Genomic DNA, 14,337 nt, shown 5'->3' on the forward strand with positions numbered 1-14,337 from the left:
CCCCCCTACGATCTCTTACACGGTGTAAGATATGCACGACTCGATAATTTTTACAAGGTGTAAGAGATGATGCCGTCCGGGGGCCGGAACCGCCGTGCCGACGCACGGCGCGGCAGAGCGGCGGTCCTGGACGCGGCGGTCCGGCTACCGGACACGGCAGGGGGCACGGCGGGAGGCCCGTACGAGCCGCTCCGGGTGCTCGGCGCCACCGGGACCGCCACGGCGAAGGGCGGGGAGAAGGATACGGCGAAGGACTCGGCGACCCCCACGAGGGCGACGGACCCGACCGCCACCGGGACCACGGGCGGGACCCGCCTCGGCGGACGGCCGCTCCGGCGGCAGCTACCCGGCAGCCGTCAGCTCCCGGCACTTCTTGACGTCCTCGGCCATCTGCGCCAGCAGGTCGTCCACCGTGTCGAACCTCTTCATGCCGCGCAGGTACGACAGGAAGTCCACCGCCACGTGCAGCCCGTACAGATCGAGGTCCACCCGGTCGATCGCATAGGCCTCGACCGTGCGCTCCGTGGCGTCGAACTGGACATTCGTACCGACGGAGATGGCCGCGGGCATACGTTCCCCGTCGGCGGTGAGCCAGCCCGCGTAGACACCGTCCGCGGGCACGGCCGTATGGGGCAGGGTCTCGACGTTCGCGGTGGGAAAGCCCAGTTCCCGGCCCCGCTGGGCGCCGCGCACGACCACGCCCTCCACCCGGTGGGGGCGGCCGAGGATCTCATGGGCGCCCTCGACGTCACCGGAGGCGATCAGCCGGCGGGTGAGGGTGGAGGAGAACGGCTCACCGCCGCCCGCCTCGCCGGTGACGTACAGCTCGATGACCTCGACCCGGTAGTCGTAGGTCGCGCCCAGCTCCGCCAGGAAGGCGACATCGCCGGCGGCCCGGTGGCCGAAGCGGAAGTTCGGGCCCTCCACCACCAGGGCGGCGTGCAGTTTGTCGACCAGCACCTTGACGATGAAATCGGCGGGTGAGAGCTGCGAGAACTCCGCGGTGAAAGGGAGGATGAGCAGCGCGTCCACGCCCAGCTCGGCCATCAGCTCGGCACGCCGGTGGTGCGGGGCCAGCAGGGGCGGGTGGCTGCCGGGGCGGACGACCTCGCTCGGGTGGGGGTCGAAGGTGACGACCACGGAGGGCACGGACAGTTCCCGGGCCCGCTCGACCGCACGCCCGATGATCAGCTGGTGCCCGCGGTGGACCCCGTCGTAGGAGCCGATGGTGACGACGCTGCGCCCCCAGCCCTCTGGGATGTCCTCCAAGCCACGCCAGCGTTGCACTGTGACCGCTCCTCGCCCGAACCTCGGATACCGAAAAAGACTGCTCTTTTGCAGCTCTAAGAGTGCCATGCCCGCGACGGTGGGTTCGCATCGGCCTCAGCGCGTCCGCATATCGAACGCGCCCCCTTGTGCTCCCCCTGTTCACTCCGCGCGCCCGCCCATTGGGGTGAATCACCGGGGCGGGATGGATAGACCTCCCCCGGAGGGGGATCGTGGAACGGGCAGTGCACCTGCCCGTTCCACGGTAGAAACCGGCCCGGGAAGCCACCCGATCCGCACCCGACGACGGCGACGGGGTCCGCCGGCACCGGCGGGGACCCTGCGCAGCCGCGGCGACGGCGCGGACCGGGCACCCGGGGTGCGGACCGGACCCCTCAGACGAAGACGGCGAGGCTCTTGGCCCGGCCCTTCTGCTCCTCCACCAGTGCCAGGAAGCGTCCGCCGGGGCCGAAGACCGCGACCGGCGACCGGTCGTACGGCGGCATGTCCAGCCGTACGCCGTTGGCCAGCAGCCGGGCCCGCTTCTCGTCCACCTCCCAGCGCGGGAACGCCGCGGCGGCGGCCTCCGCGATGGGCATGACGGTCAGCTCCTCCTGGTGCTGGTCGAGCGTCCGGGCCGCGTCCAGGCCGTAGGGACCCACCCGGGTCCGCCGCAGCGCGGTGAGATGCCCGCCGACACCGAGCCCGGCGCCCAGATCACGGGCCAGGGCGCGGATGTACGTACCGGAGGAGCAGACCACCGAGACGATCAGGTCCACCACGGCCGTGCCGTCGTCGGCGACGGCCTCCCGGACGTCGTAGACCCGGAAGGAGGAGACGGTCACCGGCCGGGCCGGAATCTCGAAGTCCTCGCCGCCGCGCACCCGTGCGTACGAGCGTTTGCCGTCGATCTTGATGGCGCTGACCTTGGACGGCACCTGCATGATGTCGCCGGTCAGGGCGGCCACGCCCCCGTCGATGCCTTCGCGGGTGACGCCCGAGGCATCGGCGGAGGCCGTGATCTCGCCCTCGGCGTCGTCCGTGACGGTGGTCTGCCCGAGCCGGATCGTGCCGAGGTACTCCTTCTCCGTCAGCGCGAGATGACCGAGGAGCTTGGTGGCCCGCTCGACGCCGAGGACCAGGACGCCCGTGGCCATGGGGTCGAGCGTGCCCGCGTGGCCGACGCGGCGGGTCCTCGCGATACCGCGCATCTTGGCGACGACGTCGTGCGAAGTGAAGCCGGACGGCTTGTCGACGATGACAAGGCCGTCCGGCGTGACTGCTTTCGATGTCATGCGGAGGTGTCGTCCTCGTCCTCCGGCTTGCGGTACGGGTCCGCCTCACCGGCGTAAGCGGCGCCCGAGGACGCCTCCCGCACCTTGGCGTCCGAGGCCCGTGCCCGGTCCAGCAGGGATTCGATCGTCTTGGCGTTCTCCGGGAGGGCGTCCGCCACGAACGTCAGGGTGGGGGTGAACTTGGTACCCGCCGCCGCGCCGACCGCGCTGCGGAGCACGCCCTTGGCGCTCTGGAGCCCGGCCGCGGCGCTCGCCCGGTCCTCGTCGTCGCCGTAGACCGTGTAGAAGACCGTGGCCTCCCGCAGATCGCCGGTGACCCGGGTGTCGGTGATGGTCACGTGCGTGCCGAGCCGCGGGTCCTTGATACCGCGCTGTAGCTTCTCGGCGACCACTTCCCGGATGAGGTCCGCCAGTTTCTTCGCCCGCGCGTTGTCGGCCACTGGTCCTTCTCCTTCTTACCTGCTTGCCTTGCCATCAGTCTTCGTCGCTGTGGAGCCTGCGTCGAACCGACAGCAGTTCCACTTCCGGCCGGCCGGCGACGAAGCGCTCGCACCGGTCCAGTACATCGGTGACGTGCCCGGTGTCCCCGGACACCACCGCGAGCCCGATCTCGGTCCTGCGATAGAGGTCCTGCGCCCCGGTCTCCGCCACGCTCACCACGAATTTCCGCTGGAGTTCGGCGATGATCGGGCGGACCACGGAACGCTTCTCCTTCAGCGACCGTACGTCGCCGAGAAGCAGATCGAAGGACAGAGTCCCCACATACATGGATGTATCCGGATGTCCCGCCGGTTCGGGTTCAGGGGCACCTGCCGGTGACTGGCAGGGACACCCAGAACCGTACACGCAGCGGCCGGGGCCGATCGACGGAAATATCTCCGCCGACCGGCCCCGGCCCTTGCCCGGTCAGCCGCGCGGCTTCTCGCGCATCTCGTAGGTGGCGATGACGTCGTCGATCTTGATGTCGTTGAAGTTTCCGAGGTTGATACCGCCCTCGAAGCCTTCGCGGATCTCGGTGACGTCGTCCTTGAAGCGGCGCAGACCCTCGATGTTGAGGTTCTCCGCGATGACCTTGCCGTCGCGCAGGAGGCGGGCCTTCGTGTTCCGCTTGACCTCGCCGGAGCGGATGAGCACACCGGCGATGTTGCCCAGCTTGGACGAGCGGAAGACCTCGCGGATCTCCGCCGTGCCCAGCTCGACCTCTTCGTACTCCGGCTTGAGCATGCCCTTGAGGGCCGCCTCGATCTCCTCGATGGCCTGGTAGATCACCGAGTAGTACCGGACGTCGACGCCCTCGCGCTCCGCCATCTGCGAGGCACGGCCGGCCGCGCGGACGTTGAAGCCGATGACGATGGCGTCGGAGCCCATGGCCAGGTCGATGTCCGACTCGGTGACCGCACCCACACCGCGGTGCAGCACGCGGATGTCGACCTCTTCGCCGACATCGAGCTGGAGCAGCGACGATTCGAGCGCTTCGACCGAACCGGACGCGTCGCCCTTGATAATGAGGTTGAGCTGCTGGATCTCGCCGGCCTTGAGCACCTTGTCCAGGTCCTCCAGCGACACCCTGCGCACCCGCTTGGCGAACGCGGCGTTGCGCTCGCGGGCGGCACGCTTCTCGGCGATCTGACGAGCCGTACGGTCCTCGTCGACCACCAGGAAGTTGTCGCCCGCACCCGGGACATTGGTGAGACCGAGGACGAGGACCGGGGTCGAGGGACCCGCCTCTTCCACGTTCTCGCCCTTGTCGTCGAGCATGGCCCGGACCCGGCCGTACGCGTCACCGGCGACCATCGTGTCACCGACGCGCAGCGTGCCGCGCTGGACGAGGACGGTCGCGACGGCGCCGCGGCCGCGGTCGAGGTGGGCCTCGATCGCGATGCCCTGCGCGTCCTGCTCCGGGTTGGCCCGCAGGTCGAGCGAGGCGTCGGCGGTGAGGACGACGGCCTCCAGCAGGGAGTCGATGTTCAGCCCCTGCTTGGCGGAGATGTCGACGAACATGGTGTCGCCGCCGTACTCCTCAGCCACCAGACCGAACTCGGTGAGCTGTCCGCGCACCTTCGTCGGGTCCGCGCCCTCGACGTCGATCTTGTTGACCGCAACCACGATCGGCACATCGGCCGCCTTGGCGTGGTTCAGCGCCTCGATCGTCTGGGGCATCACACCGTCGTTGGCCGCCACCACGAGGATCGCGATGTCGGTCGACTTCGCACCACGGGCACGCATGGCGGTGAACGCCTCGTGACCCGGGGTGTCGATGAAGGTGATGCGGCGCTCTTCGTCGTTGACCTCGGTCGCGACCTGGTAGGCACCGATGTGCTGGGTGATGCCACCGGCCTCGCCCGCGACGACGTTCGTCTTGCGGATGGCGTCGAGCAGGCGGGTCTTTCCGTGGTCGACGTGACCCATGACGGTCACGACCGGCGGACGGGAGACCAGGGCCTCGTCGCCGCCCTCGTCCTCGCCGAACTCGATGTCGAAGGACTCGAGAAGCTCGCGGTCCTCCTCCTCCGGGCTGACGATCTGGACCTTGTAGTTCATCTCCTGGGCGAGCACGACCAGCGTGTCGTCGGTGACGGACTGGGTCGCGGTGACCATCTCGCCGAGGTTCATCATGACCGCGACGAGCGACGCCGGGTTGGCGTTGATCTTCTCCGCGAAGTCGGTGAGGGACGCGCCGCGCGACAGGCGAATGGTCTCGCCGTTGCCACGGGGCAGCATCACACCGCCGACCGACGGGGCCTGCATGGCCTCGTACTCCTGGCGCCTCTGCCGCTTCGACTTGCGGCCGCGACGGGCCGGTCCGCCGGGACGGCCGAACGCGCCCTGGGTGCCACCACGGCCACCGGGGCCGCCGGGACGCCCGCCGAATCCGGGACGGCCGCCGCCGAAGCCGCCGCCGCCACCGGGGCCACCGCCACCGGGACGGCCGGCGAAGCCGCCGCCGCCACCGGGACGACCGCCACCGCCGCCGCCACCGGGACGGCCGGCGAAGCCGCCGCCGCCACCGGGACGGCCCGCACCGGCACCGCCGGGACGACCGCCGCCGCCGGGACCGCGGCCGCCACCGCCGCCGGGGCCACCGCCGGGACGCGGACCCGCGGCCGGACGCTGCGGCATCATGCCCGGGTTCGGGCGGTTGCCCGCGGGGCCGCCGCCACCGGGACCGGCGGCGCGAGGCGCCTGCGGACGGGGCATGCCACCGGGGGTCGGACGAGCGCCGCCCTGGCCCTGGGGCCGGGGAGCTCCGCCGGGACCGCCCTGCGGACGGGGGGCGCCGGGAGCGCCGTGTCCACCGGGCCGGGGAGCGCCGCCGGGACGGGGCGTCTGCGGGCGCGCCATACCGGTGGAGCCGCCGGAGGTGAAGGGGTTGTTGCCCGGACGGGGACCGGCCGGACGGTTGCCGCCGGGGCGGGGACCGCCCTGGCCGGACGCGGGACGGCCCTGACGGTCGCCGCCGCGGCCACCGTCCCGGCCGCCGTCACGCTGGCCGCCGGCCGGAGCCGGACGGGCGGGACGCGGACCGGGCGTGCCCGGACGCGGGGACTGCGGAGCCGCGGGCTGCGCCGGGGCCGGGGCGGAGAACTCCGCCGCGGGGACCGGATTGGCGGGCGCGGGCCGCGCGGGAGCCGGCTTCGGACCCGGGCGGGGGGCCGGAGCCGGTGCGGTGGAGGGGGCGCTGCCGGGGGCCTCGGCGGCGGCCGGCCTGGGGGCCGGGGTGCCGGGCTTGGGGGCAGGCGGACGGGGCGCGGCCGGAGTCGGCGCGCCGGGGGTGGGGCCGCCCGCACGGGGGGCGGCGGGGGACGGCGCTGCCTTGCGGGGCGCGCCGGGCTTGGCAGCGGACTTGCCGGCACCTGAGCCGGACCCCTGCAAAGCGTCAGTCAACTTGCGCACAACCGGCGCCTCGATCGTCGAGGACGCCGAACGGACGAATTCACCGAGTTCTTGGAGCTTGGCCATGACGACCTTGCTCTCGACGCCGAACTCCTTGGCGAGTTCGTATACCCGGACCTTAGCCACTTCGCTCCTTTTAGGTCCGGTTACCGCCGGACCGTCGCTACTTCATGGGCGTACTCATCGCGTACTCATCGAGTGCTCATCGCAATCTCGACCTACTTCCAACTCGCGAGGTACCTGACCGCACGGGGATCCGTGCCGTACTTCTTCCTACGGTGCCGCCTGCGCCGTCCGCTGCACGTGGTGCAGTACTCCGGCCGTGCCGAGCGGTCCCCTGGCCCGGAAGGCCCGGGGGAACGCCCGGCGTCGTACAGCCAGATCGAGACAGACCACGGCGGGGTGTACATACGCACCCCGGCCGGGCAGCGTACCGCGATCATCGGGGACGCACTCGCTCCCGATCATCACGATGCGCAGCAGATCACTTTTGGCCGCTCGCTCCCGGCAGCCCACACACATACGTTCAGGGCATGAGCCGACGTGCGTCCGGCCAGACACGCTTAAGTCTACCTCCCCGTAGTGACCCCACCCATTCGGGGCGGAAATCGAACACCCGTTGTCCTGATCATGGTCCTGATCATGGTCCGGATTCCGGCCGGATCGCGGCCCGGGCCCCGGACCGAAGTCCTCAGTCCCTGTCGGAGCCCTGTTCCGGGCCCTGGTCGGCGCTCTGCTCCGTGTCCGGGCGGATGTCGATGCGCCAGCCGGTCAGCCGGGCGGCCAGGCGGGCGTTCTGGCCCTCCTTGCCGATCGCCAGCGACAGCTGGTAGTCGGGCACGGTGACCCGGGCGGAGCGCGCTCCGAGGTCGACGATCTCGACCTTGCTCACCCGGGCCGGGGAGAGCGCGTTCGCCACCATGTCGGCCGGGTCGTCCGACCAGTCGACGATGTCGATCTTCTCACCGTGCAGTTCGGCCATGACGTTGCGCACACGGCCGCCCATCGGGCCGATGCAGGCGCCCTTGGCGTTGAGCCCGGAGCGGGTCGACCGGACCGCGATCTTGGTGCGGTGCCCGGCCTCCCGGGCGATGGCCGCGATCTCGACGCTGCCGTCCGCGATCTCCGGGACCTCCAGCGCGAACAGCTTCTTCACCAGGTTGGGGTGGGTGCGCGAGAGGGTCACGGACGGGCCGCGCACCCCCTTGGCCACCCGGACGACGTAGGTGCGCAGCCGCAGGCCGTGCGTGTACTCCTCGCCGGGGACCTGCTCCTGCACCGGCAGGATGGCCTCCAGCTTGTCGTCCAGCCTGACCAGCACGTTCTTGGGGTCCTTGCCCTGCTGGACCTGGCCGGCGACGACATCGCCCTCACGGCGCGCGTACTCGCCGAAGGTGACATCGTTCTCCGCGTCCCGCAGTCGCTGCTGGATGACCTGGCGGGCGGTGGTGGCGGCGATGCGCCCGAAGTCCGTCGGCGTGTCGTCGAACTCCTTGGGCTCCTGGCCCTCCGCCACGTCCGACGGGTCCTCCTTGGCCCAGACCGTCACATGGCCGGTGTCACGGCTGAGCACCACCCGGGCGTGACGGCGGCTTCCCTCGGTGCGGTGGTACGCGATGAGGAGGGCCGACTCGATCGCCTCGACCAGCAGGTCGAAGGGGATCTCCTTCTCCTGTGCCAAGCCCTTCAGGAGTTTTACGTCGATGTCCACGGCTACGCCTCCTCTTCCTTCTGCTGGTCCGGTGTGTCCTTGCGGTTGAACTCGATCTCCACGCGGGCCCGGGCGATCTCGTCGAAGCCGATACGGCGGGCGGTGGGCCTGCGCCCCTTCACCCCGGGCACTTCGAGGCCGAGCCCTTCGTCGTCCACGGTCAGGACGCGCGCCACGAGTTCCCGGTCGTCCCGGAGCCGGAACTTCACCAGCCTGCCGACCGCGCGTACGTAGTGGCGGTGCTCGGTCAGGGGGCGGTCGGCTCCGGGCGAGCCGACTTCGAGGACGTACTCGCCCTCTCCCATCACATCGGTCTCGTCGAGCCTGCCGGAGATCGCACGGCTCAGCTCGGCACAGGCGTCCAGAGTGGCACCCTCGTCGGAGTCCACGACGATCCTCAGCTGGCGGCGGCGCCCGGTGCGGGAGACCTCGATCTCCTCCAGATCCAGGCCCGCGGCGCTGACGAGCGGTTCCAGCAGCCCGCGCAGCCTCTCGCTCTGGGTGGTGCTCATCCGGGTGACTCCTCGGCCGCGTGTGCTGTTGTGGGATCGTCGCGTGTCAGATCAAAGGGTATCCGGTCCCGAAGGGTGTTGCCGTCCACCGCCCGGGCACCCACAGGTACGCTCGCCTGCGGCGATGATCACCGAGAGGCCGAGGGAGACACGCGTGGGGCGCACGGGGACGACGCGCAGACATGCTCTCGTGGTGACGGGCGCACTCGCCGCGGGAGTGCTGACCGGCTGCAGCGACGGAGACGGACCGCGTACGGGCGGCGCCTCCGGGACCACCACCGCGGACCTGCGCAGAACGCTGGCGGGGGCGAGCGGAGCGCTGCGGGACAGGTACGACGCCGTCATCGCGGCGCATCCGGCGCTGGCCGGACGGCTCACCCCGCTGCGGACCTCGGTGGCGGCCCATGTCACCGCGTTCGGCGGGAGCGCGCGGACCGCCGAACCGGTCCGGGTCCCGGCCGAGCCCGCCGCCGCGCTCAGGGCGCTGGCCGCGGACGAGCGCCGGGTGTCCGACGCCCACACCACCGCCCTCGCCGACGCCGAGCCGGAGCTGGCGCGGCTGCTGGCGTCGGTCGCGGCGGCCGGCGCGGTGCACGCGTATCTGCTGGCCGAGCCGGGCGCGGAGCCCGCTGACGGGGGTGCGCGATGAGCGCGGACCGGGTCCTCGACGCCGTCCAGGCGGCGCTCGCGGCGGAGCACGCCGCGGTGTACGGGTACGGGGTCGCCGGCGCCCGGGTCGGCGCCGCGCGGAAGGCGGAGGCGACGGCCGCGCACGCGGCGCACCGGGCCCGCCGGGACGCGCTCGCGCGCACGGTCCGTGATCTGGGCGGGCGGCCGGTGGCCGCGGCGCCCGGGTACGCACTGCCGTTCCCGGTGGGCGACGGGGCCGCGGCCGTGCGGCTCGCGGCGCATCTGGAGGACCGGGTCGCGGGCGTCTACTCCGATCTCGTACGGGCCGCCGGAGGGCCGCTGCGCCGGGAGGCGGCCGTGGCGCTGCGGGAGGCGGCGGTCCGGGCGGTGCGGTGGCGCGGCAGCGGCGTAGCCTTTCCCGGGCTCGCCGAGCGGGCCCCGAACGCAGTGAACGGCCAGTGAAGGGAAGTCGCGCACGCATGGATGTCGAAGCGCCCCAGCGTCTGGTGCGGGCGCTGGGCGAGAGCGGGGGCGACGGCTGGCTGCAGCGGCTGCCCGAGGTCGTCGAGGAGACCGTGTCCCGGCAGGGCCTCGACGTCGAACGTGTGACGGCGCCCGGTGGCCGGAGCAGCCTGGTCCTTCTCGTACGGCTGGGGGACGGCACCCCCGCGGCGCTCAAACTCGCGCCTCCGGCGGCGCGGCCGGAGCTGGAGCGGGCCGCGCTGGAGCACTGGGACGGCTGGGGCGCGGTCCGGCTGCTGTCCTCGCCGGGGGACGCGCTGGTGCTGGAGCGGCTCCACCCCGAGGTGTCCCTGAGGTCCCTCCCGGAGGCGAAGGCGCTGCTGGAGGCGGCGGGCATCGTGCGGCGGCTGTGGGTCGAGCCGCCGCCGGGGCACGGCTTCGAGACGGTGGCCCGGCGGACGGCGCGGCAGGCGGAGGCGATGCGGGACGTCACCGAGCCCCTCGTGTCCGCGGCGCTCGCCGCCCGTGAGGAGATGATCGGGGCCCCCGCCGAGGCGCTCCTGCTCCACGGCAACTTCCGCCAGGGCAAGGTGCTCGGGGCGGATCGCGTGCCCTGGCTCGCGGTGGGGCCCGAGCCCGTCGTCGGGGAGCGCGCCTACGATCTGGCGCGGCTGGTCCGCGACCGGGTGGAGGACCTGATCGCGTCGTCCTCGGGCGCCGCCGCGACCCGCCGCCGGGTGAACCGGCTCGCCGACTCCCTCGACATCGACGCGGACCGGCTCCGGGGCTGGACGCTCTTCCGCGCGGTGGAGTCGGCGACGCGGGGCCTGCGGGAGGGGCGGGTACGGGAGGCGGAAGTGGGCCTGGAGTTCGCGTCCTGGCTCTGACCGGCCCGCGCCCTCCCTGCCCGCACGCTTACGGCCCGCACCCTCCATGCCGGGTCCGACCGCCCCTCGCCGCCTCGGCCGGGGCCGGGGCGGCGACCCGGACTCCCCCGGAGCCTCACCCGGGAGGACACCCCGGCGGTACGGGCACCCGGTCCCGGGGCCGGTGAGCGCAGGTCAGACGGTGGCGAGGCGGGTGACCGCTTCGGCGAGCGGGAGTTCTTCGCGCTCACCCGTGCGGCGGTCCTTCAGTTCGACCACGCCCTCCGCGGCGCGGCGGCCGGCGACGAGGATCTTCGGGACGCCGATGAGTTCGGCGTCGGTGAACTTGACGCCCGGGGAGACACCGGCGCGCTCGTCGACGAGGACCCGCAGGCCCGCCGCGGCGAGCTGGTCCGCGGCCTGGAGCGCGAACTCGGTCTGGAGGGCCTTGCCCGCGGCGACCACGTGGACGTCGGCGGGGGCGATCTCGCGCGGCCAGCACAGGCCCTGGGCGTCCGCGGTCTGCTCGGCGAGGGCGGCCACGGCACGGGAGACACCGACGCCGTAGGAGCCCATGGTGACGCGCTCGGGCTTGCCGTTGCTGCCGAGGACGTCGAGCTGGAAGGCGTCGGCGTACTTGCGGCCCAGCTGGAAGATGTGGCCGATCTCGATGGCGCGGCCGAGCCGGAGACCGGTGCCGCAGGTGGGGCAGGGGTCGCCGTCCTCGACGACGACGACGTCCACGTACTCGTCGACCTCGAAGTCACGGCCCGCGACGACGTTCCTCGCGTGCACGCCCTCCCGGTTGGCGCCGGTGATCCACGCGGTGCCGGCCGCGATCCGCGGGTCGGCGAGATAGCGGACCTTCTCCAGACCCTGGGGGCCGACATAGCCGCGGACCAGGTCGGGGCGTCCGGTGAAGTCCTCCGCGGTGACGAGTTCGACCTCGGAGGGGGCGAGGTGGTTGGCGAGCTTGCCGAGATCGACCTCGCGGTCCCCGGGCACGCCGACCGCGACGATCTCGCCGTCGACCTTGACGAGGAGGTTCTTCAGGGTGGCGGACGCGGGCACGCCGAGGTACTGGGCGAGCGTCTCGATCGTGGGGGTGTCGGGGGTGTCCAGCGCCTCCAGCGGGGGGTGCTCCGCGGCGGGGGCGGCCTCGAAGGTGAAGGTCACGGCCTCGGTGTTCGCCGCGTATCCGCAGGAGGGGCAGTGGACGAACGTGTCCTCCCCCGCCGCGGCCGGGGCCAGGAACTCCTCCGAGGCGGAGCCGCCCATCGCGCCGGAGACCGCCGACACGATGTGGTGTTCGAGCCCGAGCCGCCGGAAGATCTTGATGTACGCCTCGCGGTGGAGCGCGTACGCCCGGGCCAGGCCCTCGTCGGTGGTGTCGAAGGAGTACGAGTCCTTCATCAGGAACTCACGGCTGCGCAGGATGCCCGAGCGGGGGCGCGCCTCGTCGCGGTACTTGGACTGGATCTGGTAGAGGATCACCGGCAGGTCCTTGTAGGACGTGCACTGGTCCTTGACGAGCAGGGTGAAGATCTCCTCGTGCGTGGGGCCGAGGAGGTAGTCCGCGCCCTTGCGGTCCTTGAGGCGGAACAGCTCCGCGCCGTACTCCTCCCAGCGCCCGGTCGCCTCGTACGGCTCCTTGGGCAGCACGGCGGGCAGCAGGACCTCCTGCCCGCCGATCGCGTCCATCTCCTCGCGCACCACACGGGTGACGTTCTCCAGGACCTGCTTGCCCAGCGGCAGCCAGGACCAGATGCCGGCCGCGTTGCGGCGTACGTACCCGGCGCGGACGAGCAGCTTGTGGCTGAGCGTCTCCGCGTCCGCCGGGTCGTCGCGCAGTGTCTTGACCATCAGACGGGACATGCGCTGGACCTGGGCTGCCATGGGAAGTCTCCTGCGTGAAGAAAGAGTGATGTGCAGGAGGTTAGCCGGGGGGTGCGGACGGGTGGAAATCAGTTGTCGCGCAGCAGCGGCAGCGGGGCTCCCATCACGGCGTACGGGCTGGGGGCACTCGGGAAGTGGACCTGCAGCGCGAGGTCCCGGTAGCCGAGCCGCCGGTACAGGGCGCGGGCCGGGGATTCGACGTCGATCGCGGAGAGGATGGAGCGGGGCTGGTCCACCGCGTCCGTGATGGTGGTGATCAGCGAGCGGCCGATGCCGCGGCCCTGGAACACGGGGTGGACGTGTAGTTCGGTGATGACGAAGGAGTCGTCGAGCCAGCCGTCGCTGCCGGTGCGGCGCAGATACGGTTCGACCACGGTGGACCACCAGTGGCGGCGGTCGTTGGGCATCCCGTAGACGAAGCCGACGAGATCTCCCTCGGCGGTCAGCGCGCCGAGTGCCCGGGCGCCGGGCTGGAGGAGGTGGCGGTGGACGATATGGCGCCGTACCTCGATCTCGTCCCGGCCGAGTCCGAAGGCGACCGCCTGGACCTGGAGGGCTTCGTCGATCCGGGTGGAGAGATCGACCGGCTGGACCACGACATCGGGGATCCGGGGACCGCCTCCGGGATGCACTGCCATGCGCGAACCCTACTGGCCGTGGTGCGGGCCGCGGACGGCGCGCCCGCCGGGACGGGAGCGCTCAGAAGAGCACGCTCATGAAGGCGCCGACCTCGCGGAAGCCGACCCGCCGGTACGCGGCTCTGGCGGCGGTGTTGTAGTCGTTGACGTAGAGGCTGACGATGGGTGCGACATCCGCGAGCGCGTATCGCAGGACCGCCGCCATCCCGGTCTCGGACAGCCCCCGGCCGCGGAACTCCGGATCCACCCAGACTCCTTGGATCTGGCATGCCTGGGTGGTGGCGGCGCCGATCTCGGCCTTGAAGACGACTCTGCCGTCGTCGACACGGGCGAACGAGCGGCCCGAGCCGACGAGTTCGGCGACCCGGGCCTGGTAGAGCAGTCCGCCGTCCCCCGCCATGGGTGAGACGCCGACCTCCTCGGTGAACATGGCCACGCACGCGGGCATGATCACCTCCATCTCGTCCTTGCGGATACGGCGGACGAAGGGGTCGGGCTCGATGTCGTCGGGGGCGGTCTCGGTCACCATGAGCGGCTGCCGGGGGCGTACGTCCCTGGCGGGGCCCCAGCTCGGTTCGAGGAGCCGCCAGAGCTGGGCGGTGGGCACGGCGGGCCCGACGATGGAGGAGCATCTGCGGCCGGTCCTGCGGGCGCGGTCGGCGAAGGCGCGTACGGCGTCGGGGGTGGCGCAGATGGGGACGAGATTGGCGCCCGAGTAGCAGAGCGAGCGCAGCCGCCCTTCCGTGTACCAGCCCCACATCTCGCCGCCGAGCCGCCAGGGGTCGAGACCCGCGACCTGGACCCGGGACGTGACAAAAGCATTCTCCACGGGCTCGCTCTCCAGAACGGCGAGCGCGGCGCCGAGGTCACTGGGTTCGAGGACCCGGGTGGTGGTCTGCGTCAACACGAGGGGGCCTCACCGTACGGTCTGCTGATCTCCGCACTGTACCCGGAGGGTGTGCCGGGTGCCGAGTGCAGAGCGGGCCCCGCGCACGCAGGGCGTGCGGGGGCCTGTGCAGGGGACCGTGGTGGGGCTCAGCTGACGGAGACCTCGGGCTCGCCGGAGGGGATGCCGTCCTTCTGCATCTGTTCGGCGATCTTCATGGCCTCGTCGATCAGGGTCTCGACGATCTTCGACTCCGGCACCGTCTTGATCACCTCACCCTT

Annotated in this window: 14 protein-coding genes and 1 pseudogene; 3 read left to right on the plus strand and 12 right to left on the minus strand. The window is 72.0% G+C overall.

Annotated elements, in window-relative coordinates:
* Positions 1–342: 342 nt before the first annotated feature.
* From ACFYT4_RS32025 to rimP, 8 genes are all read right to left on the minus strand, one after another.
* Entirely contained in the window at positions 343–1,287 is a 945-nt protein-coding gene (locus ACFYT4_RS32025; RefSeq protein ID WP_389276992.1) for a bifunctional riboflavin kinase/FAD synthetase, read from the minus strand.
* A 374-nt stretch (positions 1,288–1,661) separates the two neighbouring features.
* The gene (gene truB, locus ACFYT4_RS32030) at positions 1,662–2,561 is read right to left on the minus strand and encodes a tRNA pseudouridine(55) synthase TruB (protein ID WP_389276995.1); all 900 of its coding nucleotides are present in this window, start codon (positions 2,559–2,561) and stop codon (positions 1,662–1,664) included.
* A complete protein-coding gene (gene rbfA, locus ACFYT4_RS32035; RefSeq protein ID WP_389276998.1) occupies positions 2,558–3,001 on the minus strand; it encodes a 30S ribosome-binding factor RbfA in 444 nt (147 codons plus the stop codon). Before rbfA ends, truB begins: the two co-directional genes overlap by 4 nt.
* Positions 3,002–3,035: 34 nt before the next feature.
* Positions 3,036–3,329 carry a DUF503 domain-containing protein gene (locus tag ACFYT4_RS32040; protein WP_389277001.1) on the minus strand — a complete coding sequence of 98 codons (294 nt, stop codon included), beginning with the start codon at positions 3,327–3,329 and terminating at the stop codon, positions 3,036–3,038.
* A gap of 138 nt (positions 3,330–3,467) precedes the next feature.
* Positions 3,468–6,581 (minus strand): translation initiation factor IF-2, encoded by a 3,114-nt coding sequence (gene infB, locus ACFYT4_RS32045; protein WP_389277004.1) that lies wholly within the window; start codon positions 6,579–6,581, stop codon positions 3,468–3,470.
* Positions 6,582–6,728: 147 nt separating this feature from the next.
* Entirely contained in the window at positions 6,729–7,016 is a 288-nt protein-coding gene (locus tag ACFYT4_RS32050; protein WP_389277007.1) for a YlxR family protein, read from the minus strand.
* Between the two features lie 130 nt (positions 7,017–7,146).
* Positions 7,147–8,166 (minus strand): transcription termination factor NusA, encoded by a 1,020-nt coding sequence (gene nusA / locus ACFYT4_RS32055; protein ID WP_389277010.1) that lies wholly within the window; start codon positions 8,164–8,166, stop codon positions 7,147–7,149.
* A gap of 2 nt (positions 8,167–8,168) precedes the next feature.
* A complete protein-coding gene (gene rimP / locus ACFYT4_RS32060; protein ID WP_389277013.1) occupies positions 8,169–8,678 on the minus strand; it encodes a ribosome maturation factor RimP in 510 nt (169 codons plus the stop codon).
* A gap of 154 nt (positions 8,679–8,832) precedes the next feature.
* Between rimP and ACFYT4_RS32065 the strand changes: the two genes are divergently transcribed.
* From ACFYT4_RS32065 to ACFYT4_RS32075, 3 genes are read left to right on the plus strand one after another with little or no spacing between them, the layout of a single operon-like run.
* Positions 8,833–9,327, plus strand: coding sequence for a hypothetical protein (locus ACFYT4_RS32065; RefSeq protein WP_389277016.1), 495 nt, complete (start codon positions 8,833–8,835; stop codon positions 9,325–9,327).
* Positions 9,324–9,770: a ferritin-like domain-containing protein gene (locus ACFYT4_RS32070; RefSeq protein ID WP_389277019.1), complete on the plus strand. Its 447-nt coding sequence runs from the start codon at positions 9,324–9,326 to the stop codon at positions 9,768–9,770. The genes ACFYT4_RS32065 and ACFYT4_RS32070 overlap by 4 nt, the downstream gene beginning before the upstream one ends.
* Before the next feature lie 17 nt (positions 9,771–9,787).
* Entirely contained in the window at positions 9,788–10,657 is an 870-nt protein-coding gene (locus ACFYT4_RS32075; protein WP_389277022.1) for an aminoglycoside phosphotransferase family protein, read from the plus strand.
* 174 nt (positions 10,658–10,831) lie between these two features.
* Here ACFYT4_RS32075 and ACFYT4_RS32080 read toward each other — a convergent pair whose 3' ends face one another.
* The 4 genes and pseudogenes from ACFYT4_RS32080 to ACFYT4_RS32095 form a co-directional block, all read right to left on the minus strand.
* Positions 10,832–12,532 carry a proline--tRNA ligase gene (locus ACFYT4_RS32080; protein ID WP_389277025.1) on the minus strand — a complete coding sequence of 567 codons (1,701 nt, stop codon included), beginning with the start codon at positions 12,530–12,532 and terminating at the stop codon, positions 10,832–10,834.
* Positions 12,533–12,600: 68 nt separating this feature from the next.
* A complete protein-coding gene (locus ACFYT4_RS32085) occupies positions 12,601–13,170 on the minus strand; it encodes a GNAT family N-acetyltransferase (protein ID WP_389277028.1) in 570 nt (189 codons plus the stop codon).
* Between the two features lie 61 nt (positions 13,171–13,231).
* Positions 13,232–14,077, minus strand: a complete 846-nt coding sequence (locus ACFYT4_RS32090; RefSeq protein ID WP_389277031.1) for a GNAT family N-acetyltransferase — start codon at positions 14,075–14,077, stop codon at positions 13,232–13,234.
* Positions 14,078–14,205: 128 nt separating this feature from the next.
* Positions 14,206–14,337 (minus strand): annotated as a pseudogene (locus ACFYT4_RS32095) (4-hydroxy-3-methylbut-2-en-1-yl diphosphate synthase); the annotation flags it as partial.

Origin of the sequence: Streptomyces sp. NPDC004609 (genome assembly GCF_042873655.1) — a bacterium.
In the GTDB taxonomy this organism is placed as follows: Bacteria; Actinomycetota; Actinomycetes; order Streptomycetales; family Streptomycetaceae; genus Streptomyces.

Coding starts and splice junctions, on each gene's coding strand:
- truB (WP_389276995.1), bottom strand. CDS start 2,561: ATGACATCGAAAGCAGTCACGCCGGACGGCCTTGTCATCGTCGACAAG.
- ACFYT4_RS32040 (WP_389277001.1), bottom strand. CDS start 3,329: ATGTATGTGGGGACTCTGTCCTTCGATCTGCTTCTCGGCGACGTACGG.
- rimP (WP_389277013.1), bottom strand. CDS start 8,678: ATGAGCACCACCCAGAGCGAGAGGCTGCGCGGGCTGCTGGAACCGCTC.
- ACFYT4_RS32070 (WP_389277019.1), top strand. CDS start 9,324: ATGAGCGCGGACCGGGTCCTCGACGCCGTCCAGGCGGCGCTCGCGGCG.
- ACFYT4_RS32075 (WP_389277022.1), top strand. CDS start 9,788: ATGGATGTCGAAGCGCCCCAGCGTCTGGTGCGGGCGCTGGGCGAGAGC.
- ACFYT4_RS32080 (WP_389277025.1), bottom strand. CDS start 12,532: ATGGCAGCCCAGGTCCAGCGCATGTCCCGTCTGATGGTCAAGACACTG.
- ACFYT4_RS32085 (WP_389277028.1), bottom strand. CDS start 13,170: ATGGCAGTGCATCCCGGAGGCGGTCCCCGGATCCCCGATGTCGTGGTC.